This is a genomic window from Stenotrophomonas sp. STEN056, from assembly GCF_056759635.1.
In genome coordinates this window covers 1-23937 of sequence record NZ_JBRRDL010000032.1, presented here as the reverse complement: position 1 = coordinate 23937, position 23937 = coordinate 1, and the positions used below count along the sequence as shown (strand labels likewise).

Genomic DNA, 23937 nt, shown 5'->3' with positions numbered 1-23937 from the left:
TGTTTTTGAGGTAGTTCCTATTTTTTTCAACCACTGGTTGTAGTGATACTCCTTGTGATGATGGGGCGGCCTCGTTTCGCAGGCAGCCCTTCTTTACTGTTCCGGAACAGAGATTTCGGGATGGCCGCAACCGACCAGATGGGATTGAAGAAGATGAACTCAAGCGCGTCCGTAGACAGCAACACATTGCGTGGCTCCATTCCGGCGGTCGTCCATCCGCTGCCCGTCGTTGGAGCGGTGCTGGATGGCAAAGGTGCCAAGCAGGGCGTCGTTGAGGAGGGAGGGTATACCGACGACAGCCGGCCACTGATCACCGGCACAGCGGCTCCCGGCGTGGTGGTGCATCTCTACGACGACTCGGGGCTGATGGGCCGCGTTACAGCCGGTGCAGATGGCGAATGGTCCTTTGCTCCACGGATGTCGTTGGCAGATGGTCGTCATGAAATTTCAGTGATTTATCAGTATCCGAGCGGCGATTTCAGCGATGTCTCCGCGCCATATGTGATCTTCGTGGACAAGATCGCACCGGACATTCCGGTCATTCTTGGAATGACAGATGATGAAGGCCGCATCACCGGGATAATTGCCAGTGAAGGCGTCACCGATGACAACCGCCCAACGGTAGAAGGTACTGCTGAGGCGAACGCCACGATCATTGTCTATGACAAGGGCAAGGAAGTCGGTCGTGCGCAGGCCAACGCCGAAGGCAACTGGAGTTTTACCCCGGAGCAGCCGTTGGCTGACGGCACGCATATCCTGAAATACGTGGCAATGGACCAGGCCGGCAATCAGAGCGATGAGACCGGCTTGTTCGAGTTCATTGTGGACACGCGGCCGGAACGTATCGACATCAACATTGCCAATGACGACGTTGGCAGTGTGACTGGCGTATTGGTTTCCAACAGCATCACCGATGACGCCACGCCGACGCTGCTGGGCTCGGCCACTGCCGGCGGAATCGTCCGGATCTACGAGGGCGCGGTGCTTCTGGGCGAAACCACGGCGGGGGTGGATGGCCGCTGGTCGTTCACGCCGTCCACACCGTTGAGCGAAGGCGCCCATTCGCTGCAGGCGACGGTGACGCTGGTAGCCAAGGGCGAGAGCGAGCGCTCACCGGGCTTCAATCTGGTCGTGGACACCACCGCCCCGGCCCAGCCGAGCATCGATACGATCGTTGACGACGTTGGCCATCTTCAGGGTGTGCTGGTCAAAGGACAGCTTACCGATGACGCCCAGCCGATGCTGACCGGCCATGCCGAAGCCGGTAGCAGCGTATACATTCATGACAACGGCACGCTGTTGGGCAGCACACTGGCGGGAAGTGACGGCCTGTGGAGCTTCACACCGGCGGTGCCGCTGGCCGAGGGTGCGCATGATTTCTTCGTGACCAGCACCGACGCCGCAGGCAATGTCAGTGCTGCATCGGATGTCTACGGGGTGGTGGTCGATACTACTGCACCAAATAGACCGACCATCGACAGTGCTTACGATGACGTGGGTGCTGAAACCGGAAACCTGACTTCAGGCGCGCATACAGATGATGGACAGCCATTGTTGTCCGGTACGGCCGAGCCCAACAGTACCGTTATCATCAAGGATGGCGCAGTGGAAATTGGCCGCGTACAAGCGGGCGCCGATGGCAAGTGGAGCTTCGAGCCCGGCGTGGCGCTGAAGGACGGTGACCATGCGTTCACTGCCGAGGCGATGGATCCTGCTGGGAACATCAGCCAGCTCTCCGATACCTTTGACCTGAATGTCTATCCCAGCGGGGATGACGCGACCGGCCTGCTGGGCAGCGGGCTAAAGCCAATGAGCGTGACCTTCATCGCCGACGTTTCGGGCAGCATGACTGGAAAACAGGCGGAGATGCGGGCAGCGCTGACCAAGCTGATTGCCACCTACGCTGCCATGGGCACTCCCGTCACCTTCCGATTGATCAGCTTTTCCTCTTCGGCGCAGGACCGGGGCATCTACAAATTCAGCAGCACCGATGATGCTGACTACGCCAAGCTCCTGAGTGCGGTGAACGGGCTGTCCGCCAGCGGTGGAACCAGCTTTGAAGCTGCACTCAATCTCGCGATGCAAAAAATATCGGCAGAAAGCATCGCGGCCGATTATGACCCCAATGCCAACAAGCAGGTCTTTTTCCTGTCTGATGGCGGCGCGACGACTTCGACGGAGACCTTGCAGCGGTGGCATGCGCTGATGGCGGATCCGGACGGGAATGCAGCCACGCAGAACCCGATCGTTACTACCACGATAGGCATCGGTGGGGGTGCCAATGTTCAGAAATTGAACGAAATCTCCACAAGCGGCGGCACGATCCAGGCCACCAATCCGGGTGATCTGAGCCAAGCGGTGATCAACAACGTGGTTGTTGACAGCGCCGACGGCAATATTCTGGGCAACGATGCCAGGATCGACCAGGGCAACGATCCGCATATCAAGCAGATCAGCTTTGAGGGCGTCCTCTACAAGATCAACAGCGCAAACATGCTGGAGATTGAAGGGGCGTCCAACACGGTGGTGGCCAGCTATGACCGTGTCAGCGGCAAGCTGCTGCTGGAGAACGATACCGGCCGACTGATCATGTACATGCATGACTCGCCAGGCCACAAGGCTGGCGACTACCGCTACGAGGTGAAGGCCAGCCAGGCACTGACGCTGCTCGATGTGGTGAGCAACGTGTTTGGATACATCGCCGCGGACGCGGGTGGCGGCAGTCAGTCCGCCACGTTGACGGCTGATGTCAAAACGGTGAACAGGGTTGACGGCGATACGGTCCGGATCACCTCCATCGGCAAGGATTCCGGTGATGCGGGTGACCATGTCACCGCTGATGGCAGCGCCGGTCGCGTGGTCACGGGTGAAATCGCCATGAAGCTTGGTGAAGGCATGGCGCTGCAGGTGTCCTTCGACAAGGGCGCCTCCTGGGAGTCCGTGCGTGTGCTGCCCGGCCTGCAATGGGCGGCCGTGGACAAGGCCGCACACGGCGGCGATTGGACGGTGCAGACCCGCATCGTGGACAAGGCCGGTAACACCGGCGGCTTCATCGAGCAGGACATGGTGCTGGCTGCCCGCTGCGGTGCGCCGAAGATCGTGCGGATCGTGGAGGCCGAGGGCGTCCTGACGGCTGCTGAAGCCTCGAACGGCGTGGATATCAACCTGTCCCTGGCCGATACCGGAGCCAAGGCCGGCGACATCGTGCACGTGCGTTGGGGGATCGGCATGTACTCGCAGGTGCTGACCACACTGGATGTCATGACGGGCCTGGTGCTGGTGAAAGTGCCGGCCGCAGTGACGGCTTCCAATAGCTCTGGAACCGGGCAGGGCACGCTGCATGACTTCCAGGTCACCGCGTCCATTGTTTCCAATGGCGTGAAGGGCGCAGTCTCCGATGTCTACGAGGTGGTCGGTGGGACCTTCTCGACGAAGACGCTTGCCGACACACTGAACGTGGCAGCCACGGTTGTTGTCGACAACACCTACGCAGGCAACGGGATGAAGGTCAGCACTGCCGGTGCCGGCATGGCAAAAACAGCGGCCACGTCCGCCACGCTTGCCGGCCTGACGTTGACGGATCCGGTTTCGGCCAACGCACTGTTTGAATTGACCTTGCCGGCGACCCGTTTTGGGCTGCGCTTGTCCGGCCTGGATAACGCCGCTGGCGGTGCGCTGATCATTATTTACGACACGGCGGGCAACGAGGTCCATCGTGAAACAGTGACGGGAACCCTGGCTTCCGGCCGATACGTCAAGAGCTTCGTCTATACGGCTGCCGAGGGCGTGGATGTGGGCAGCTTCGAGGTGGTGTCGGCAACCGGCAGCGTCACCCTGGATGCCTTCAATCAAACACAGGCCTTGCATGTAGCCGACGGGCGCGATGCACACAAGATCGACGACAGCGCAGACAGCTACTACGGCGGCATCGGGGATGACGTCATCAGCCTGGGCTACTCAGCGGCCATCTATTTCAACAATGCCAACAACAAGGGCATTCATGGCGGTGATGGTGTTGATACGCTCAAGCTCCTTGGTGCCGGGCATGCAATGAACCTGAACCTGCCTGCGTCGGCAGGAAAGCTGACGGGTGTGGAGGTCATCGACCTGACCGGCACTGGCAACAACACGCTGATGCTCTCGTTGCAGGATGTGCTGGCAAACGGGCAGACGGATCTGTTCCATGCCACGAGAAACCACACCGTGCAGATGATGGTGAAGGGCAACGCCGGTGATGTCGTCAACCTGGATGATCTGCTGGGCGCCAATGGTTTGGACTTTGGCGATTGGGCGCAGACGGGTTTTCAGTCCATCGGTGGAATCTCGTATGCCATTTACCAACATTCCGGGCTGGACGCGGAACTTCTGGTGCAGGATGCGGTGAAGGTCAATCTGGTCTCATTCAAAAACTGATGTGACACAACAGAGCGGCAGTCGACCATGGGTCGGCTGCCGCTTTGTTTTTTAACTGTCTTTTCAGAACATCGGGCCGGTTGGGATGTTTCTGCATGAGCCAGCATTCCAGCCGAACGATCCTGGTCGCGCTTGAGTTCGTTCCACAGCAGGTCTACTCGGGATGGGCGTTGGTAAAAAGAGCCCGGCGGAGAACCGTTTCGATGCCGGTTGAAACGGATGTTGCGCGCATTTTTTCCGGTTTGAGTGCTTTCCTATGTACTTGAAGTTTTCAGGTCGGGATACTCGCCGCGAGTCACGAATCGGCTGCGCGGTGTAGCGCCTGCTGGCTCAATGCGTCCGGACCTGAATTCCGCGCAGTCACAACTGGCAACTTCAAATGATGAGCTCATTCGTATCGGTGGAGGGTGGTAATCCGCCCGGCATTGCCGTAGCTGCTGGCGGTGCGACCGCTGACAAACTCGCCTGACTACCTGCTTCCACACCCGAAGTACGCGCCGCAGTCTCAACAGGCCGCGTCACGCAGCTTGCTGCATCTTCTTCATCTTCCGGAAAGATGTTCCGGCCCCCAATAACCCACGGCTCAAGAGGTAAGTTCAATCGTGCCCGTACAAGATAACGCCTGGCGTAACGCCAACCTGTTCAACACCCACAAGCCCACGCCGGCGGTGGGTTTGGTGCTGGATCACAGGGGGGCCAAGCAAGGCGCCGTTGAGAATGGTGGATATACGGATGACAGCCGCCCCCAGGTAACGGGTAAGGCGGCTCCCGGCATAGTGGTGCATCTCTATAACGACTCGGAGCTGATGGGGCAGGCCATAGCAGGTGCGGATGGAGAGTGGTCATTCATTCCGCGTTTGTCGCTGGCGGATGGCTGGCATGAAATCTCCGTCATCTACCAGTATCCAGATGGAGACTTCAGTGACGCATCCGCTCCGCACGTAATTCATGTGGACAGGATTGGCCCGGACACCCCAATCATTCTTGGGGCGACCGACGACGAAGGCCGCATTACCGGCCCCATCGGCAATAAGGGAGTTACCGACGACAATCGCCCCGTGGTCAATGGCACTGCTGAAGCCAACGCTACGGTCATTGTCTACGACAACGGCATCGAGGTCGCCCGTGTGCAGGCGGGCGATGACGGCGCATGGCGCTTCAAGCCCGAGCCGGCGCTGGCCGATGGCACGCATGTGCTGGAAGTTGTGGCAATGGATCGGGCCGGTAACCAGAGTGAATTGTCCGCTCCTTTCGAATTCCTGGTCGATACGCGCCCGGAACTGATCAACATTGACAGTGGCGAAGACGATGTCGGAAGCATCACCGGCATGCTGGTGTCCGGCAGCCTGACCGATGACGCCACGCCGACCTTGCGCGGCACGGCGACGGCCGGTGGCGTCGTGCAGATTTATGAAGGTGCGGTGTTGCTGGGCAATACGACGGCCGGTGCCGATGGTCGTTGGACATTCACGATGACCACGCCGTTGAGCGAAGGCCTGCACGCGTTTGAAGCCACAGTAACGCTGCCGGCCAAGGGTGAGAGTGCGCGCTCGCCAGAGTTCAACCTGATCATCGACCTCACCGCGCCCGCGGCACCGAGCATCACCGAAATCCTGGACGATGTCGGCAGCCAACAGGGTGTGTTGGCGAACGGTGCTGCCACCGATGACGAGACGCCCACGCTGGTGGGGCAGGCCGAAGCCGGCAGCACGGTGACGGTGTATGACAACGGGGCCAAGCTGGGCACCACAGTGGCGGATGCGCAGGGCAACTGGAGCCTGACGCCGGCCGTTGCACTGCCCTATGGCATGCACGCGTTCACGGTTGTGGCCGCCGACAAGGCTGGCAACGTCAGTGCGCCTTCGGCGCCTTATGCCATCACCATTCAGAACCTTCCGCCGATGCAGACGGCAACGCTTACCGGCATCGGCAAGGACAGTGGCTCCAGCGCAACGGATTTCCTCACCAACGATGGCAGCGCAGGCCGCCTGATGGTGGGCACGTTGTCGGCGCCGTTGGCCGCTGGCGACGTGCTTCAGGTCTCGACTGATGGAGGCCGGACCTGGACTGCCGCGCTGGTCAAGGGCGATGCATGGAGCGCGCAGGATGCCAACAGTCACGCGAGCGATTGGTCAGTGCAGACGCGCGTGGTCAATGCCAGCGGAAATGCCGGACCAACCAGTGTGCAGGCGGTTGTCCTGGACACCACGGCGCCTGGCGCGCCCCTTTCGTTGACGACCAGTGGTACGCAGGCGACTGTCACCTTCAACAAGAAGGATGCCGAAGTGGGCGGCAGCATCAGCCTGACCTATGGCAGCAATCGTTACGAAAAGGTGCTGACCGCCGCGGACGTGGCTGCCGGACGCGTTGCCGTTACTGCGCCGTTCTCATTGGGAGCCCAGACCGCTGCCGCGCTGGTGGACAAGGCAGGTAACATGTCCAGCCAGTCATTGCAGCAGTCGTCGTACAGTGAGAACTTCGACAGCATCATGGGTGGCTACAAGATGGCCACCGGCACAACCTACAAGCTGGGAAGCTTGACGTTCCATAGCATTTGTTCAAGCGGTGGATGGTTCTTGAACTGCTTCTATCCGCAAGGCCTTTTTTCAAGCGCTTACACCTCCCACATGCATTCCAAGCCGTACTCGAACTCGCTTTGGGTGGCGGGCAGCATGCGGATCAACCTGGACAATGGGCTGAAGGGGGACAAGCTCAGTTTCTACATGGGTGACAACAACCACTACGCTCAAGTCCGCTTGTACGCTGCGGACGGAAGCCTGCTGCACAGCTCCAGCGTCGCCGCCCTGAATGGGATGGTGAACATTGATGTATCGGCGACCGGGAAATCGTTCTCCAGGTTTGAAATCACCACGTCCTACAACTGGCTGCAGAAGGGCGATGACCAGGTATGGATCGACAACATCCAGATCTCCAGTATTGGCAGCGTCAAGACGCCGGGGCTGTACACGCTGACCAGCGCCACCGTGGGTGGGCTGCGCGGTGATGCCGCCAACAACACCTTCCTTGTGAGCAGGGCAGTTGACCTGGGCGATTCGAGCATCGCCGGCAACGGTGGCATCGATACGCTCAGGCTCACGGGTGCCAACCAGGTGCTTGACCTGACCGCACTCGGCACCAGGGTCAGCTCGGTTGAGATCATCGACATCACTGGCAGCGGCAACAACACGCTGACGCTCGGGGTTTCGGATGTACTGGAAAATGGCACAGTCAACGCGTTCTACAACGATGGTGCAGGGCGTGTGCAGATGATGGTCAAGGGCAATGCAGGCGACAAGGTGAACCTGAGTGACCTGCTGGCCAATGGCAACGACTTTGGCGATTGGATTGTGAAGCCGGCAGTAGCGATTGGCGGAGTGATGTACGACTCGTACCAACATTCCGCGCTGGGTGCCGAGATTCTTCTGCAGAAGACACTCAGCGTCACGGTCAGCAACGCACCCGGCCGCAGCTATGGCGGCGACGGCGGGGAGGGCGTTCGCATGGCGGGAACGATGCTGACGCTGAATCTCTCGCAGGTCATGAATGAGGGCAGTGTGAATCTGTTTGATGACGGCGCGCCGAGTCGCATGCAGATGCAGGTCAAGGGACGGGTCGGCGACACGATTGAACTGGACGACTTGTTGGCCGATGGCCGTGACCTGGGTGATTGGTCCCTGTTGGGCTCCAGGCTGATGGACGGCGTTGCCTACGCGGTCTATCAGCACTCGGGCATGGATGCCGAGGTAATGGTCCAGGATGTGGTGAAGGTCAACCTGATCTGATCCAACGGTTGGGCAGCTGCCGCTGAGGTGGCTGCCCATCCATGGCCGCTGAATCCACTGTTCATCGCCGATGCGCGAAGCGTGTGCGGCATTTGCGTGTTGCTGGGTTGCGTGTTGGATGCAGGGCGTTGGGCGCTCTGCTGCGCATGTGGTATGGGCTGAAAAGGTGCTGTGATGCACATTCGGCGGTACTGCTGGTGCGATCTGGGATGGGTCCCTGGCGGTGCGCCTGCAGTTTGAGACATTTCCTATGTACTCAAATTGGCGCTGCCGGAATACTCGCGGCAATGATGTGCTGATGGCGTTTAGTCCTACTCCCGTCATCAGTGCACCGGGGATGACTCCGGAACTCGTTGCGGATCAAGCAGGTATGTTCGAGATGGCTGTAATCACCGCTGTAGCCGCCAAGGAATCTCCCTCCAGGGCTCATGCACGAAGGCAGGTCAAAGGGCGGACGGGTGATGCGATTGACTCGGATGATGTACGGGCTGGGCGACGTGATGCCGATGATTGTCTTCCACGGCGCTTCAGCGGCGCAGCCGGAGTTTCCCCTGCGGTCCACCTGCTCCCGGGAATGAATGCCGGAGTTCTGGTCCAGGACGCGGTGAAGGTAAGTCACATCTCATGAGAAAGCTGGCTACCGGATTGGACACCGGCAGCCAAATTGTCTGTGTCCAGTCACCACAAACCCGTATCTGGGCAACTACACGCCCCGAAAGAGAAATCCATGTATCCGAAAATCAACTTCTCAAAGCTGGCAACCGCTTTTTTTGCCGCTGTCGCACTGTCGCTGTTGGCAGCAAATGCCCAGTCCGCAGTCCTGCAGTCTGCCTTCAGTGATGCGTATCAGCCTGTTCAGGGCGTGGCCGATACCCAGGCCCAGGTGGTCTATTACCGTCCCGGCACGCCGGGCCAGAAGGCAGACCCGGCCTTTGTCTATATCGACAAGGAATTCCATACCGGCCTGCTGCCTGGCGGCTATACCGTGTTCTGTGTTGCGCCGGGCCGCCATGGCTTGAGCGCAGTGTTGGACGATGCGCCGCGTTACAGCGGCAAACGTGTGCAGCCGGGTGTCCGTTTGACGCCAGGTCAGACGCGCTTCATCCGTGTAAGTGAAGCGGGCAGCCCGGAGCCGCAGCTGGTCGAACGGGAGATCGCCGAGCGCGAACTTGCAGGTGCGCTGCGCCAGGCGCATGTGGTCTCGCGTGCGACATCGGTACAGGCCTGCGATTACGTCAAGCGGCCGGAAGTTCATGCCTACTCGCTGTCCAGCGATGTGTTGTTCGGCTTTGGCAAGTCGGCCTACGAAGATATCCGTGCGGAGGGCCGCAAGGAGTTCGCTGAGATGTTGCGCAAGTTGAGTGCGGAGAACCTGCAGGTTGACCAGATCGAAGTGGTTGGTCACACCGATGCAATTGGCAGCATGGCGTACAACGACGCCCTGGGTCTGCGCCGCGCGCAGACAGTGCGCCAGTTGTTGATCGACGCCGGAATCGTGCCGGAGCGTATCAGCGCCAGTTCCGCAGGCAGCCGACAGCCGGTGACCGATGGTTGCTATGGCAGCCGCAGTGCACAGATCGCCTGCTATGCGCCGAATCGTCGTGTGGTGGTCGAGGTCTCGGCGCGCGGGCGGAAGTAACGGAAGGTAATCCGTAGCGGCGCCTTCTGGCGCCGCCCGGAGCCCACGTTCGCATGGCGCAGGCAAGCGCAGGCGCCTTTATGGAATACAGGTAGGTGATTCATGTTTTGGAATATCGGGTTGATGTGTTCTGCAATGAGTGCAAGCACGCGCGCTTTTGTCGCCGCGCTGGCTACGCTGTCAGCGCTGTTGCCGGCGGCGAGTCTGGCGCAGGGCCTGCAGGGCGATGTGCTGGGCAACCATTTCGCCGAAACCGGCCGGGTAGGTGAAGACCAGGCACAGGTGGTCTATTACCGTGCTGCGGACGAACTGGGCCACGGCGCAGCCAATGTCTACCTGGACCAGGAGTTCGTGACCGGGCTGACGCCAGGCGGCTATACCGTGTTCTGCCTTGCACCGGGCCGGCATACGCTGGGTGCGTATCTGGATGATGCGCCGGACTACGCCGGAAAGACGCGCGAGTTGTTCGCGGCCACCTTCAAGGGCGGTGCGACGTACTACCTGAAGGTGCGCGAGGAGGGGCTTAACCAGCCGATGCCGGTCAGCAGGAAAACGGCTGAATCCGAGCTCGGCGCGACCCGTCGGCAGGTGCACCTGCTGTCGCGTGCATCGCGTGCCGAGCCGTGCCGCTACTACGACTTCCTTGATGATCCGCAATTTTCGGTGCGCGATTTCTCACTGCTGGCAGACACCGGCTTCAATGCCCGGGGCGCGTTGACGGCCGAGGGCGACCAAGCTGTTTCGGCATTTTTGGCCGAGCTGCAGAAGAGCAATGCACAGATCGTCCGTGTCGAAGTGGAAGGCCATACCGATCCGATGGGCGCCACTGCCGACAACCAGGCACAGGGGCAACGCTGGGCAGACGGTGTGCGCCGCGCCCTGATCGAGCGCGGTGTGCCGCAATCGGTAGTGTCAGCCTCCAGTTCGGGAAGCCGCGACCTTGTCCGTCACAGCTGCTACGGCAGTCACCAGGAACAGCGGGTGTGCTATGCACCCAATCGTCGGGTAGTGGTCAGGGTGGAGGTGCGTTCAAGCCGGGCGCCGTGATCGCCCCATGAGCAGATACCAGCAGGTCAATGCCGGCCGTCGGCCGGGGCATTGAACAGAACAAGCAGGATGCTGTGGCCATGCAGTTTGCAATGCGTGGCAGGGCAGCTTGAGTTACTGCCAGCATCGGGGCCATGGAGCAGGTCCGTACCTGCGCGATCACGCCAGCTGTGACGCGGGTATGGCTGTGACATCGGCGGGCCGGTGTATCCAATCGCGCTGCAGTGGCCTGGTTGCCACTGCTCGCCTGTGCGTGAGTCCTACGCGGGGCGACGTTTCAGGATGTCTAGGGTATGCGTTTGAAATGGTCCGTCATGGAGCCTTTGCGAGTAGCAGTACTGGACGATCACTCGTTGATCCAACTGGCGATGAAGATGCGCCTTGCACGCGAGGCGGATTTCCTGGTTGTCGGGGTGTATGCCAACAGCAAGGACCTGTTTGCGGCGATGCCCGAGACGCGGCCGGACATTCTGATCCTGGACTACATCCTGGGTGAGGCCGAACTGGATGGCCTGCATCTTCTTGGGTTGATCAGGCGGCGTTTTCCCCGCCTGTGGATCCTGATGTCATCGGCTGCGGAGAAGCCATCGCTGGTCAACCTTGCACTGAATACAGGGGCCAACGGCTTTTTCGGGAAGTCGGAGGACACCGAATTGCTGATCGATGCCGTGCGCAGGGTGGCGGTGGGCGAAACCTACATATCGCCTGCCTTGCAGCATGCGCTGGGCCGTTGTTCAAGCCAGCCGCAGCAGCAGGTTGAAGAGCAGCCCGACGGTTCCAGGCAGTTGCTCAACGAGGCGCAGCTCTCTCCCAAGGAGCGTGAGGTGCTGCGTTGCTGCCTGGACGGGATGTCTGTCTCGCAGATAGCCCGGAAGTTCCTGAGAAGCATGAAAACCATCAGCGGACAGAAGCAGGCTGCTTACCGGAAGCTTGGCATCCGCACCGACGCCGAACTGTTCAAGTTGCAGAGCAGCCTCGTCGACCAATAAGCAGTTCAAGACGAGGTAGTGCTCCGATGTGCGTGTTCAAACGATCTGCCGGCCTGTTGCGTGCATACATCTGCCTGCTGCTGGTGGCGGCTGCGCTCCTGCCGACGCGGGCGCCGGCGGCCGATGCCGGCCTGAATGAACTGCGCCTGCTGAGCCGGGCCAGCAACGATGAGATGCAGCCCGATCTCTCCACGGAAGATTGGCAATGGTTGCGCACCAAGCGGGCGCTGGTGATCGGTACGTCGTCTCCCAGCTTCCCGCCGGTGGAGATGATCAACGCCGACGCCTATTACGAAGGCGTAACCGCCGACGTGCTCGGGGCTGTCGGCAACATGTTGAATGTCGACGTGCGCGTGGTTCGCTTTCCGGACCGTAATGCCGCATTTGAGGCGCTGGAGGAAGGGCGCGTGGATGCCGTGGGCAGTGCCAACAGCTACGAGCTTGGCGTGCGCTCCATCGCCCTGACCCAGAGCTACATGGCCGATGATGCGGCGTTGTACGTCAACAAGGCCGATACCCGGCGGCTGCCGCAACGGCTCAACGGCATGCGCGTGGCCATGGCAAAGGACTACCTGCCGCTGAAGCCGCTCAAGGCGATGTTTCCAGACGCCACCTTTCTCACCCACGATTCGCATGTGAACGCATTGTCGGCACTGGCCTTCGGCAAGGCGGATGTCTACCTGGGTGATGCCGTTTCCAGCAATTATCTGATCAACCTGAGTTACTTCAACTACGTCAGGATCTACCAGGTGCTGGACATGCCGACCGGCGGCTTTGCCTTTGCGGTGAAGTCCGACGCCGCGCAGCTCAAGTCCATCTTGAACGCGGCGTTGACGGCTACCCGAGGCCATCATTCCAGCGAGATTCTCAAGCGCTGGTCCGGTGGCGGCGCCATTGCGTCCAGCGAACGGGCCGAGCTCACGCCCGCCGAACGGCGCTGGATGGCACGCAATCCGGTCGTGCGTTTTGCGGTCAGCAACGACACGGCCCCCTTGTCCTACTTCGATTCCGATGGCCGCTTCAGTGGCATCAGCGCCGATGTGCTCAAGGCCATCTCCGCGCGTACCGGCCTGGAGTTCAAGCAGGCCAGGGAATCCCACATTGGCGAGCAGATAGAGGCCCTGGAGCGGGGCAGTGCCGATGTGACCATGCTGATTCCGACGCAGGCGCGCGAGGAGCAATTCCATTTCTCGCGCCCGTTCGTGCAGACCTCGTTTGCCATCATCACCCGGGACCGGCCAGGAGAGCCGGACAGCGCCTCGACCCTGCGTGGCAAGCGCATCGCGCTGCCGGCCGGGCATGCGTTGCGTGAGCTGCTGCAGCCGGCGTGGGCGTATCGCTTCGTCGATTCGGAAGGCATGCGCTCATCATTGGAGATGGTGGCCAACGGCCAGGCCGATGCAACGATGGCCCTGCTGCCCATCGCCCAGTACTACACGGCCACGCACGAAGGGAATGCGCTGAAGGTCTCAGGGGTTGTGCAGGACACGCCGACCAACCTGGCGTTTGCCACGCGCAAGGGTGACGCCGAGCTGGCGTCCATCCTGGAAAAGGCCTTGCTGCAGATTCCGCCGGACGAGATTGATATCTTCCAGAACCGCTGGCGGCCCAAGTCCGATGTTTCGCATTCGGCCTGGGTGGATTACCGCGGCCTGATCTACAAGGTAGCCGGGGCCGGGGCGCTGTTGATCCTCATGTCCCTGCTGTGGAACCTGTATATCCGCTCGCAGTACAAGCGTCGGCAGCAGGCTGAGAAGGCGCTGAGTGAGCAGCTCAATTTCACCGAATCGCTGATCAATGGCACACCGCATCCGATGTATGTGAGGGACTGCGAAGGCCGCCTCGTTACCTGCAACAGCAACTACCTGGAGGTCTTTGGCGCCAGGCGTGAAGCGGTGGTCGGCAGGACCGCGCTGGAAGGGGTGAAGCTGGACAAGGACGAGGCGCGCCAGTTCCACGATGACTACCTGCGGGTTGCGGCCAGCGGCCAGGCATTGGAGATGGACCGGACTCTGCATCTGCCCGGGCGCACCCTCAGCGTGTACCACTGGATCCATCCGTACTGCGATTCGCAGGGCCGCTTGATCGGGGTGATCTGTGGGTGGATCGACGTCAGTGATCGTCGCCAGCTGATGGAGGAACTGCGCGCCGCATTGGATGCCGCTGACCAGTCGAGCCGGGCGAAAACCACCTTCCTGGCCACCATGAGCCACGAGATACGCACGCCCATGAGCGCGATCATTGGCATGCTGGAGCTGGCGATGAAGCGCGCGGAGCAGGGGCATTTCGACAAGCCTGCCATTGAGGTGGCCTACGATTCGGCGCGGGGTCTGCTCGAGCTTATCGGCGACATCCTCGACGTGGTGCGCATCGAATCCGGGCATGCAAGCCTGTGCCCGCGGCGCGCGAATCTGCGTGAATTGATCGAATCCGTGGCGCGGGTGTTTGATGGCCTTGCACGGCAGAAGTCCATCACGCTTTCCCTGGAAATGGATGCCACCGTCAGCTGCGATGTATTGGTTGACCCCATGCGGCTGAAGCAGGTGCTGTCCAACCTGGTGGGTAACGCAATCAAATTCACCGACAACGGCTCGGTGAGGATCATCGTCAGGGGCAAACCGTTGGCAGATGATCGCCTGCTGGTGTGCCTGAGCGTGGAGGACACGGGCATCGGCATTGCCGAAGCCGAACTGGCGGGATTGTTCGAGCCGTTTGCCCAGGCCGACCATGGCCGCACTTCGCGGGGCGGAACCGGGCTTGGCCTGCCGATATGCAAGTCCCTGTGCGAGCTGATGGGCGGACACATCGCGGTGAGCAGCGTGGCCGGGCAGGGCACGCGGGTAGCGCTGGAGATACCATTCAACGTGCTGCCCGGGTTGCTTGGCACAAGCGGGGCCAAGGAGGAGATGCCAGCGGCCAGCATTCCGCGGATGCGCATCCTCGTGATCGACGACCAGCAGGCCAATCGCTTGTTGCTGGCCCGCCAGCTGGGCCTGTTCGAGCAGGACGTGCTCAGTGCGGAGAATGGTGCCGAAGGCTTACGGGTGTGGCGTGAGCAGGCCGTGGACGTGATCATCACCGACTGCAACATGCCGGTGATGAACGGCTATGAGATGGCGCGTGCCATCCGTCGGGAAGAGGAGCAGGCAGGTCTGGCGCCGTGCGCAATCATTGGTTTCACCGCCAATGCGCAGCCGGAGGAAAAGGCCAAATGTCTGCAGGCGGGAATGGATGACTGCCTGTTCAAGCCGGTGAATCTGAGTGCGCTTTCACAGCTGCTGCTGTCCCTGGCCGGCATGTCGCAAGCGGAGCGTGCGCCGGCCAGCGGGACTGCGGAAGTCACGATGGCATCGATCCTGGGCGAATTGACCGGCGGCGATACAACCATGGGTGCGCTGCTGCTGCAGGAAGCGCACCAGAGTTACATCGATGACCTGGCCGAGCTGCAGCAACAACGGCAGCAGGACGACCCCGATGCCCTTGCGCAGCTGGTCCACCGCATCAAGGGCGGCGCACGCATTCTGCAGGCGCAGGGCATCGTTGAGGACTGTTCACAGCTGGAGCAACTGTGCGCCATGGTCGATCCTGATGGCGAGGTAATGAACACGCTGGCCGATCAGATCGAGCGCGGGCTGGGACAGTTGATTGCCGAGGTTGCCGCCTTCCGTGAGTCCAGCGGCCTGGTGAGCTGAGGCACGGCCTTGCCGGCCGGCTCAGCCGCGTGACAGGGCCAGCAGGCGTTCGGCGATTCTCTCCAGCGGCAGCACCTCGTCAACGGCGCCCATTCGCACCGCGCTGCCAGGCATGCCCCAGACCACACTGCTGGCTTCGTCCTGTGCGAGTGTGGAAGCACCTGCCTGCTTCAGTGCGAGCAGGCCGCGCGCGCCGTCCTCGCCCATGCCGGTGAGGAGGGCGCCAACCGCATTGGCCCCGGCGCTCTGTGCGACCGAGTTGAACAACACATCCACCGCCGGCTTGTGCAGGTTGACCGGCGCGGTGTCATCGACACGGCAACGCCAGCGGGCACCGTCGCGGATGACGCGCAGGTGGCGGCCGCCGGCGGGCAGGTAGGCGTGGCCGGGCAGGATGGCTTCGCCATCGCTGGCCTCGCGCACCGACATGGCCGAGTGCCGGTCCAGCCGTTCGGCAAAGGCCGTGCTGAAGCTGGCCGGCAGATGCTGGGTCAGCACCACCGCAGGTGCGTCGGCCGGCATGGATTCCAGCACCACGCGCAGGGCCTCTGTACCACCGGCCGAGGCGCCGATGGCGATCAGCCGGTCGGTGGTGCGGAACCCGATGTTTGCCGTTGCGCTGCTGGCGGCTGGTGGCCGGCGTGGTGATGACGCCGACGCGCGCACCCGCGAGCGCGCGGCCATTTTTACCTTGCTGCGAATTTCCTCGGCATAGGCCTCCAGCCCGCGTGCAATATCCAGCTTGGGTTTGGCAACGAAGTCCACCGCACCCAACGCCAGGGCCTGCAACGTGGTGTCGGCGCCGCGCTCGGTCAAGGAGGACACCATCACCACCGGCAGCGGATGCAGGCGCATCAGGTTTTCAAGAAATGCCAGGCCGTCCATGCGCGGCATTTCCACGTCCAGTGTCAGCACGTCGGGATTGAGGCGCTTGATCTTTTCGCGTGCCAGCAGGGGATCGGCAGCGGTGCCGACGACTTCGATGCCGGGGTCGGCGGCCAGTAGTTCGGACAGTACCTGGCGTACCAGCGCCGAGTCGTCGATCACCAGCACCCGGCAGGGCGGTTGCAGCATCATTCAAACAGCTCCACGCCGCCGCTGACCGGGGTACGCGACAGCTTGGCACGCGCAGCCGATTCCACGGCCACAACCTCGGCATCGTGTGCATGCGGCAGGCGCTGCACCACCACGCGGCCAGTGATGGGGAAAAACCATATCTTGCGCGGATGGATGCCGCACAGATCCTCGGCCATCACCGGGATGTGCTCGGCATGCAGGTACTGCCGCACGAACTCGGCATTGCGGGTGCCAACGGGATTGCTGGTGAAGCCCTTGAGCACATTGGCGCCGCCAAACACCTTGGCTTCCAGGCGCTTGCGGTTGGCGCCGCGTTTGAGCAGATCGTTGATCAACAGCTCCATGGCATAGCTGCCGTAGCGTGCAGGAGCACCATCGCCGACATGGCCTTCCGGCAGCAGAAAATGATTCATGCCGCCGATGCCCAGCAGAGGGTCACGGATGCAGGCCGCCACGCAGGAGCCCAGCGTTGTGGTCAGGGCGGTATCGTCGTCCACCACCAGATACTGCGTGGGCAGCAGCTTGGCAGCGGTGGTCTGGAAACGACTGTCGTGATAGCGCATCACGTCATCGGGAAAGCCATGCGCCGGTTTCATGCGGCGCCCCGACGGGTGCGACGGTACAGGGTGCGGCCGCAGGGCTGGATCAGGTCAGCGGCGTGCAGGTAGTTCTCGGAATGGCCGGTGTAGAGCAGGCCGTCGTCGCCCATGTGTTCGACCAGGCGTGACAGGATGCCGCGTTGTGTTGGTTTGTCGAAATAGATCATTACGTTGCGGCAGAACAGGGCGTCGAATGGACCCCCGACGTCATAGCGGGGAGCCAGCAGATTCAATGGCCGGAACTCGATGAGCGAACGCAAGGCCGGGGCTACCCGGCATTTGCCTTCGTTCGGGCCGGAGCCGCGTTGGAAGTAGCGCCGCTTGAGCGCGATGTCCAGCCCGGCGATGCGCTCCATGGCATAGACGCCCTGGCTGGCGGTGGCCAGCACCTGGGTGTCCACATCGGTGGCAAGGATGCGCACGGGTGGTGTCATCGTGCCGAAGGCTTCGCAGGCGGTGATTGCCAGCGAGTAGGGTTCTTCGCCGGTGGAGGCCGCGCACGACCAGATTTTCAACGGTGCCTTGGGGGCGCGCAGCAACAGCTCGTCACGCAGCTTTTCAAAGTGATGCGGCTCGCGGAAGAAGGAGGTGAGATTGGTGGTCAGTGCATTGGTGAATGCCTGCCATTCCTCGCCGCCATGCCGCTCCAGCTGATCGAGATAGTCCTTGAAGCTGCGCAGGCCAAGCGTGCGCAAGCGTCGCGACAACCGCCCGTAGACCATGTCGCGCTTTGCAGGCACCAATGCGATACCGGCGCGCGCATGGATGAGCTCGCAGACACGTTTGAAATCACGGTCATTGAACTCGAAGTCGCGCTCGCCGTGGCCAATGCTGGGCATAGGGGATGTTGCTCCGCTCAGCTGGCCAGTGCGAATGCCGCTGGGGCGTTCGCAACCTCGGACGCGCGGTGCTGTTCCAGGCGGAACACGGCGACTGCCTGGTCCAGCTGGTTGGCCTGTTCTTCCAGCGAGCGTGCCGCGGCGGTGGCTTCTTCCACCAGCGCAGCGTTCTGCTGGGTGGTTTCGTCCATCTGCATGACGGTCTGATTGACCTGCTCGATGCCGGCGGACTGCTCCTGGGACGCGGCTGATATCTCGGCCATGATGTCGGTAACGCGCTGCACCGATGCCACGATCTCACCCATGGTGCTGCCGGCCTGCTGCACCAGTTGCGAGCCTTCGGCGACCTTGCCGACCGAATCCTCGATCAACGCCTTGATCTCCTTGGCCGCCCCGGCCGAGCGCTGTGCCAGCGTGCGCACCTCCGATGCCACCACCGCGAAGCCGCGGCCCTGCTCACCGGCACGCGCGGCCTCCACCGCGGCGTTCAGCGCCAGGATGTTGGTCTGGAAGGCGATGCCATCGATCACCGAAATGATGTCGGCGATACGGCGCGAGGCATGGGAGATCTGGCCCATCGTGGTAACGACATCTTCCACGACGGTGCCACCACGCGAGGCCACGCTGGCGGCGCCGATGGCCAACTGGTTGGCCTGGCGCGCCGAATCCGCGTTCTGGCGCACGGTGGAAGTCAGTTCCTCCATCGAGGCGGCGGTTTCTTCCAGGTTGGCGGCCTGCATTTCGGTGCGGCGCGACAGGTCGCTGTTGCCGGTGGCGATTTCGCTGGCCGCCAGGCTGATACTGTCGGCCGATTGCTGGATGCGCGAGACAATCCCCGACAGCTGCGCGATGGTGCGGTTGGCGTCGTCACGCATGCGGGCGAACACGCCCTGGAAGTCGCCATGCATGGTCACGGTGAGGTCGCCCTCCGCCAGTGCACCCAGCAGGCCCGATATCTGCCCGAGGTTGTCGTCACTGGTGCGCATCATCGCGTTCAGAGCGCGAACCATGTTCAGGAAATCATGCTCAAAGCGGCTCTCGTCGCCACGCTGGCTGAAGTCACCGGATGCCGCGGCCATTCCCAGCCGGGTGATTTCGCCATTGATCGCGGCCAGGTTCTGCTTGATGGAAGCCATGGTCTCGGTGATGACACGCTTCTCGCCGGGCAGCAACGGCATGTCGGTACTGAGGTCGCCCACGGCATAGCGCTGTGCAACGGCAATGACCTGCATCTTGATGTCGATGTGGCTGGCTACCAGTGCATTGGTCTCGGCCACCATCGTGCCGTAGTCGCCGGGAAGTGCGCTGGCATCGATGCGGTAGCTGATGAAGCCGGCCTCATGCTGGCGGGCCATTTCATTCTGCGCGCTGATCACTGCGCGCAGCTGCTCCTGCATGCGTTGCATGCTCAGCAGCAGCTGGCCGGTCTCATCGCGGCTGGGCGTGTCGATGGTGTTGTCCATGCGGCCCTGGGCAATGGCGTCGGCCACGGCGGTGGCGTTGCGCAGCGGCAACACGATGCGGTTGCCGATGATCCAGCTCAGGCCAACCACCAGCAGCACCAGCACGCCACCGGAGATGGCCATGATGGCGGTGAACTCCAGCGCCTGGGATTGCACATCGTCCATGTAGACGCCACTGGAAACGACCCAGTTCCACGGCGCATACAAGCCGGCAAAGGCCAGCTTGGCAACCGGAGCGTCGTGGCCGGGCTTGGCCCAGGTATAGCCGACATAGCCGCCGCCGTTCTTGGCTACCTGCACCTGGTCGTAGTAGATGCGGACGCCGTCGTCGCTGCGGAAGTCCTTCATGTCCTTGCCAACAAGGTCGGCGCGGAACGGGTGCATCAGCAACACATAATTGCTGTTGTAGATGTTGAAGTAGTTGACGTCGTTGTCCGAGCGCATGGCCTGCACGGCGGCCGCGGCCTGCGTCTGCGCGTCATGCAGGCTGAGATCGCCCGCTTCAACGCGCTTGGCATAGTGGTCAAGCACACCGTAGCTGAGCTCCACCTGGGTGCGAAGCGCATCCTTGCGGGTTTCATACAGATCCACGTATTGCATGCGTGCCGCAATGACCGATAGCGCGATCACACCCAGCGCTATCAGGACCGTAAGCAGATTCAGCTTGCGGCGGACGGAGATGTTGGAGATGTAGTTCGACCAGAGACGATGGATGTTCATCAGGAGGCGAGCTTCGGCGCCGCGGAGGCGCTGGACGGGAGGGTTACGTATCTATCGGCCGTAACCCGGGAACATTGAGCAGCCAAAGCAAAACCCCGGCCGGAGCCGGGGTCTTGTCTGGATCAGAACTCCTGCCAGTCGGAGTCGGCCAGTTCGGCCACGGCAACCCGCCCAGGGCTGCGCCGACGCGGTGCCGGAGCGGGCGGTTCGATGACCTTGCCGGGTGCGCTGGGGCGTGCCGGCATTGCCGGTGCGGAGGGCGCTGTGATGTCGGCGGCAGCGTCATCCAGTTGGAACACCGACACGGCCTGGGCCAGATGACCGGCCTGTTCTTCCATGGCCCGAGCTGCGGCGGTGGCTTCTTCCACCAGCGCGGCGTTCTGCTGGGTGGTTTCGTCCATCTGCACCACGGTCTGGTTGACCTGCTCGATGCCGGCGGACTGTTCCTGCGAGGCGGCGGAGATTTCGGCCATGATGTCGGTCACGCGCTGCACCGAGGCCACGATCTCGCCCATGGTGCTGCCGGCCTTCTTCACCAGCGCCGAGCCATCGGCAACCTTGCTGACGGAATCATCGATCAAGCCCTTGATTTCCTTGGCTGCACCGGCCGAACGCTGCGCCAGCGTACGCACTTCGGAGGCAACCACGGCAAAGCCACGGCCTTGTTCGCCCGCCCGCGCGGCTTCCACCGCCGCGTTCAGCGCCAGGATATTGGTCTGGAAGGCGATGCCGTCGATCACCGAGATGATCTCGGCGATCTTCTTGGACGACTGCTCGATGCCGGTCATGGTGGACACAACCTGCTGCACCACCTCGCCACCCTGCGATGCCACCGAAGCCGCACCGATGGCGAGCTGGTTGGCCTGGCGGGCGGATTCGGCGTTCTGGCGCACGGTGGAGGTCAGCTCCTCCATTGATGCGGCAGTCTCTTCGAGATTGGCCGCCTGCTGCTCGGTGCGACGCGACAGGTCGTTGTTGCCGCTGGCAATTTCAGTAGCGGCCGAGTTGATTGCCGTGGACGAATGCTTGATGCGGCCGACAATGTCGGTGAGCTGGTCGGCCGTGGCATTGGCGTCGTCGCGCATGGTGGCGAACACGCCCTGGTAGTCACCGTGCATGCGCACGGTGAGGTCGCCGCGTGACAGTGCCGACAGCAATGCGGAGATCTGCTCCAGGCTGCTGGCGTTGGCATCAAGCAGGGTGTTGATCTGGCCGGCCAACTGCAGGAAGAAGCCGTCCTTGTCCTCGGTGCCGACACGGCCGCTCAGGTCACCGGCGGCAGCGGCCTCGATCACCTGTGCGACTTCCTTCTCCACCAGTGCCTCAATGGTGCGATCACGCCATTCGACCACATGGCCGACGGCCACACCCTGATCGTCACGGATGACCGAAATGGTCTGCGCGAACTCGGCGTTGCCAAAGCGCATCTCGCGCTTGGAGACGCCGGTTCTTTCCAGCATTTCCAGCACCTTGGCATCCACCTCGCCGTGGTATTCCAGTGCGGTGACCTGCTGGCCGACCAGCGGCTTGCTGGCGTCATAGTGGTCCAGCCCGGATGCGAGATCGTCGTGGTACTGGGTCAGCGTGTCGAGCAGGGCGCGGTTGGCGTAGACGATCTCCAGCTGCGAGTTGGTCAGGTACACGCCGGTGGAGGAATAATCCAGCGCGGTACGGATGCGCAGGTTTTCGTTGGCAACAATCTGTTCGGTTTCGATGCGCTCGCGCAGGTCGCGTTGCATGCGTTGCATGGCGCGCAGCAGGTCGCCCACTTCATCGGCACGGGTGACATCGATGTGGCCATCAAGCTTGCCACCAGCCACTTCATTGGCCACGTTTACCGCACCACGCATGGAGCTGACCAGCGAGCGTGCGAACAGCCACACCAGCAACAGGCCGGCACCTGCGCCGACAAGCACGGCAAGCACAATGAGCACGGCCGATGCCGAGTAGGTGTCGGCCGCCTGTTTGGCTGCTGCCTGGGCGCGGGCATTGTCATTGGCTGCCAGCGCCTGCAGGGCGGCATATGACTTGCCATGCAGGGTGCGGGTTTCGCCAACAAACGTGTCGATGGCGTCATCGGGCAGATCCAGCTCCAGCATCTCCGTCACGGCATCATAGGAAGCGGCGGTGGCCTCCCAGTCGTGGACGAAGGTGTCAAACAGCTTCTTCTGTTCTGGGTTGTCGATCAGCTTGGGATAGCTGGCGATGGTTGCGGCAATGCTCGCGCGCAGTTCGGTGGCGCGTTTTTTTGCATTGGCCTTCACCTCGTCGCTGGCGCGCACCAGGCTCTGGTAGGAGGCGTTGCGGTACTCGCTGACCATGCCGGTGAGTTCGCCGGTGGCGCGCAGGCTGGGCATGCGGTTGCTGCTCAGGTCGGTGGTGACGTCATTGAGCGAGTGCAGGCCGCGGTAGGCAACGACGCCCTGCAACAGCATCACGAACAACACCACGCCGAAGGTAAGCATCAGCTTCGGCTTCAGTTTGAGTGAATTGATCCACTGCATCTTTGCTACATCTCCGGTGGCGGCCACCCGTCTGGCGGGCGCAGCGCAGCGCGCCGGCGGTGCCGGCGCAACGGCGGACGGGTTACTTGATGTTTGCCAGCTTCAGGCCGGCCGGCGAGCTGACTTCAATTTCAGCGCGGGAGGAGTCGCGCTGGATCTTGCCGATCACGCATACGGTCTTGCCTTCCAGCGTTTCCAGCGGGAAACCGAACTTGCTGCGGTTGGCGCCGGCGATGCGTGCGGAGAAGGTATGGCGCGGGAACGTGCCACCCATGTGCAGGAAGGTCGGCTGACCTTCGGAACCTTCCGCGTAGCGGGCCTTTTCCACCTTGCCGCAGACCATGCCGTCCTTGCCGGCGAAGCGCGCTGCGTTCTCCGGCGGGATCATCTCGGCGGTATCGGCAGCGGCATTGAAACTGAAGGCAGCCAGGACGGCTGCCGAGAACAGCGGAATCACGTGCTTGTACATCTGTCATCTCCGAGAGGGCATGTAGTGCCCGCGTGGAGGCGGGCATGCATTGGCTATCGGCCGAGCCTGTCAGTGATTTAAGTCACGATATGCAAAATGTGATTCACATACCGTTTTCTTCAGGCGGCGACTTCATCAGCGGGACTGGGCTGGCCCAGGTCGGCGCTGTCGAGCAGGGTTTCGATGTCCAGCAGAATCAGCATGCGGTCGTCCTGGGTGCCGATGCCGGAGATGAAGCGGGTATCGACCGCGGCACCGAATTCCGGGGTCGGGCGGATCTGTTCGGCATTCAGCGGGATCACGTCCGAAACGCTGTCCACGACGATGCCGACGACACGGTCCTCGACATTGAGCACGATCATCACGGTGAAGGCGTCATAGCGGGCCTGGTCCAGGCGCAGCTTCAGCCGCAGGTCGATGACCGGCACGATGGTGCCGCGCAGGTTGATTACGCCCTTGATGTAGTCCGGGGCATCGGGCACGCGGGTGACGGCGTCATAGCCGCGGATTTCCTGCACTTTGAGGATATCCACGCCGTAATGCTCGTTGCCGAGCGTAAAGCTGAGGTACTCGCCGCCGGTGCCTTGGGCGGAAGTGGTGCGCGTGTCATTCATGGCGGTTCCTGATCCTGGCCGGGGCCGGTGGCTGATGCACCTGTATCGGCGGGCAGGGCAGGGACTTTAGGGCAGGGGCAAGGGCCGGTT

At 62.0% G+C, this 23937-nt stretch carries 13 protein-coding genes; 6 read left to right on the top strand and 7 right to left on the bottom strand.

All coding sequences use genetic code 11. From position 1 onward, the window contains the following. Window positions 1–120 precede the first annotated feature (120 nt). The 6 genes from ACVOLO_RS14820 to ACVOLO_RS14795 all read left to right on the top strand — a co-directional run bounded on the left by ACVOLO_RS14820 (window position 121) and on the right by ACVOLO_RS14795 (window position 15562). Window positions 121–4413: an Ig-like domain-containing protein gene (locus ACVOLO_RS14820; protein ID WP_481571083.1), complete on the top strand. Its 4293-nt coding sequence runs from the start codon at window positions 121–123 to the stop codon at window positions 4411–4413. A gap of 602 nt (window positions 4414–5015) precedes the next feature. Beyond that, on the top strand, window positions 5016–8195 hold the full coding sequence (locus tag ACVOLO_RS14815; RefSeq protein WP_481571082.1) for an Ig-like domain-containing protein: 3180 nt from the start codon (window positions 5016–5018) through the stop codon (window positions 8193–8195). Between the two features lie 727 nt (window positions 8196–8922). After that, a complete protein-coding gene (locus ACVOLO_RS14810) occupies window positions 8923–9834 on the top strand; it encodes an OmpA family protein (RefSeq protein ID WP_481571081.1) in 912 nt (303 codons plus the stop codon). A 135-nt stretch (window positions 9835–9969) separates the two neighbouring features. Continuing rightward, window positions 9970–10881, top strand: a complete 912-nt coding sequence (locus ACVOLO_RS14805; RefSeq protein WP_481571080.1) for an OmpA family protein — start codon at window positions 9970–9972, stop codon at window positions 10879–10881. A gap of 293 nt (window positions 10882–11174) precedes the next feature. Beyond that, on the top strand, window positions 11175–11870 hold the full coding sequence (locus ACVOLO_RS14800) for a response regulator transcription factor (RefSeq protein WP_481571079.1): 696 nt from the start codon (window positions 11175–11177) through the stop codon (window positions 11868–11870). Between the two features lie 32 nt (window positions 11871–11902). Further along, window positions 11903–15562, top strand: coding sequence for a transporter substrate-binding domain-containing protein (locus tag ACVOLO_RS14795; RefSeq protein ID WP_481571078.1), 3660 nt, complete (start codon window positions 11903–11905; stop codon window positions 15560–15562). A 21-nt stretch (window positions 15563–15583) separates the two neighbouring features. Here ACVOLO_RS14795 and ACVOLO_RS14790 read toward each other — a convergent pair whose 3' ends face one another. The 7 genes from ACVOLO_RS14790 to ACVOLO_RS14760 all read right to left on the bottom strand — a co-directional run bounded on the left by ACVOLO_RS14790 (window position 15584) and on the right by ACVOLO_RS14760 (window position 23847). Further along, window positions 15584–16639 (bottom strand): protein-glutamate methylesterase/protein-glutamine glutaminase, encoded by a 1056-nt coding sequence (locus ACVOLO_RS14790; protein ID WP_481571077.1) that lies wholly within the window; start codon window positions 16637–16639, stop codon window positions 15584–15586. Further along, entirely contained in the window at window positions 16636–17235 is a 600-nt protein-coding gene (gene cheD, locus ACVOLO_RS14785) for a chemoreceptor glutamine deamidase CheD (protein WP_481571076.1), read from the bottom strand. Before cheD ends, ACVOLO_RS14790 begins: the two co-directional genes overlap by 4 nt. Beyond that, window positions 17232–18077: a CheR family methyltransferase gene (locus ACVOLO_RS14780; RefSeq protein ID WP_481571075.1), complete on the bottom strand. Its 846-nt coding sequence runs from the start codon at window positions 18075–18077 to the stop codon at window positions 17232–17234. The genes cheD and ACVOLO_RS14780 overlap by 4 nt, the downstream gene beginning before the upstream one ends. Window positions 18078–18094: 17 nt before the next feature. Continuing rightward, entirely contained in the window at window positions 18095–20260 is a 2166-nt protein-coding gene (locus tag ACVOLO_RS14775) for a methyl-accepting chemotaxis protein (RefSeq protein ID WP_481571074.1), read from the bottom strand. A 122-nt stretch (window positions 20261–20382) separates the two neighbouring features. Then, window positions 20383–22764 (bottom strand): methyl-accepting chemotaxis protein, encoded by a 2382-nt coding sequence (locus tag ACVOLO_RS14770; RefSeq protein ID WP_481571073.1) that lies wholly within the window; start codon window positions 22762–22764, stop codon window positions 20383–20385. A gap of 82 nt (window positions 22765–22846) precedes the next feature. After that, window positions 22847–23152 carry a hypothetical protein gene (locus ACVOLO_RS14765; RefSeq protein WP_481571089.1) on the bottom strand — a complete coding sequence of 102 codons (306 nt, stop codon included), beginning with the start codon at window positions 23150–23152 and terminating at the stop codon, window positions 22847–22849. 200 nt (window positions 23153–23352) lie between these two features. Continuing rightward, window positions 23353–23847, bottom strand: a complete 495-nt coding sequence (locus ACVOLO_RS14760) for a chemotaxis protein CheW (protein WP_481571072.1) — start codon at window positions 23845–23847, stop codon at window positions 23353–23355. Between the last annotated feature and the right edge of the window lie 90 nt (window positions 23848–23937).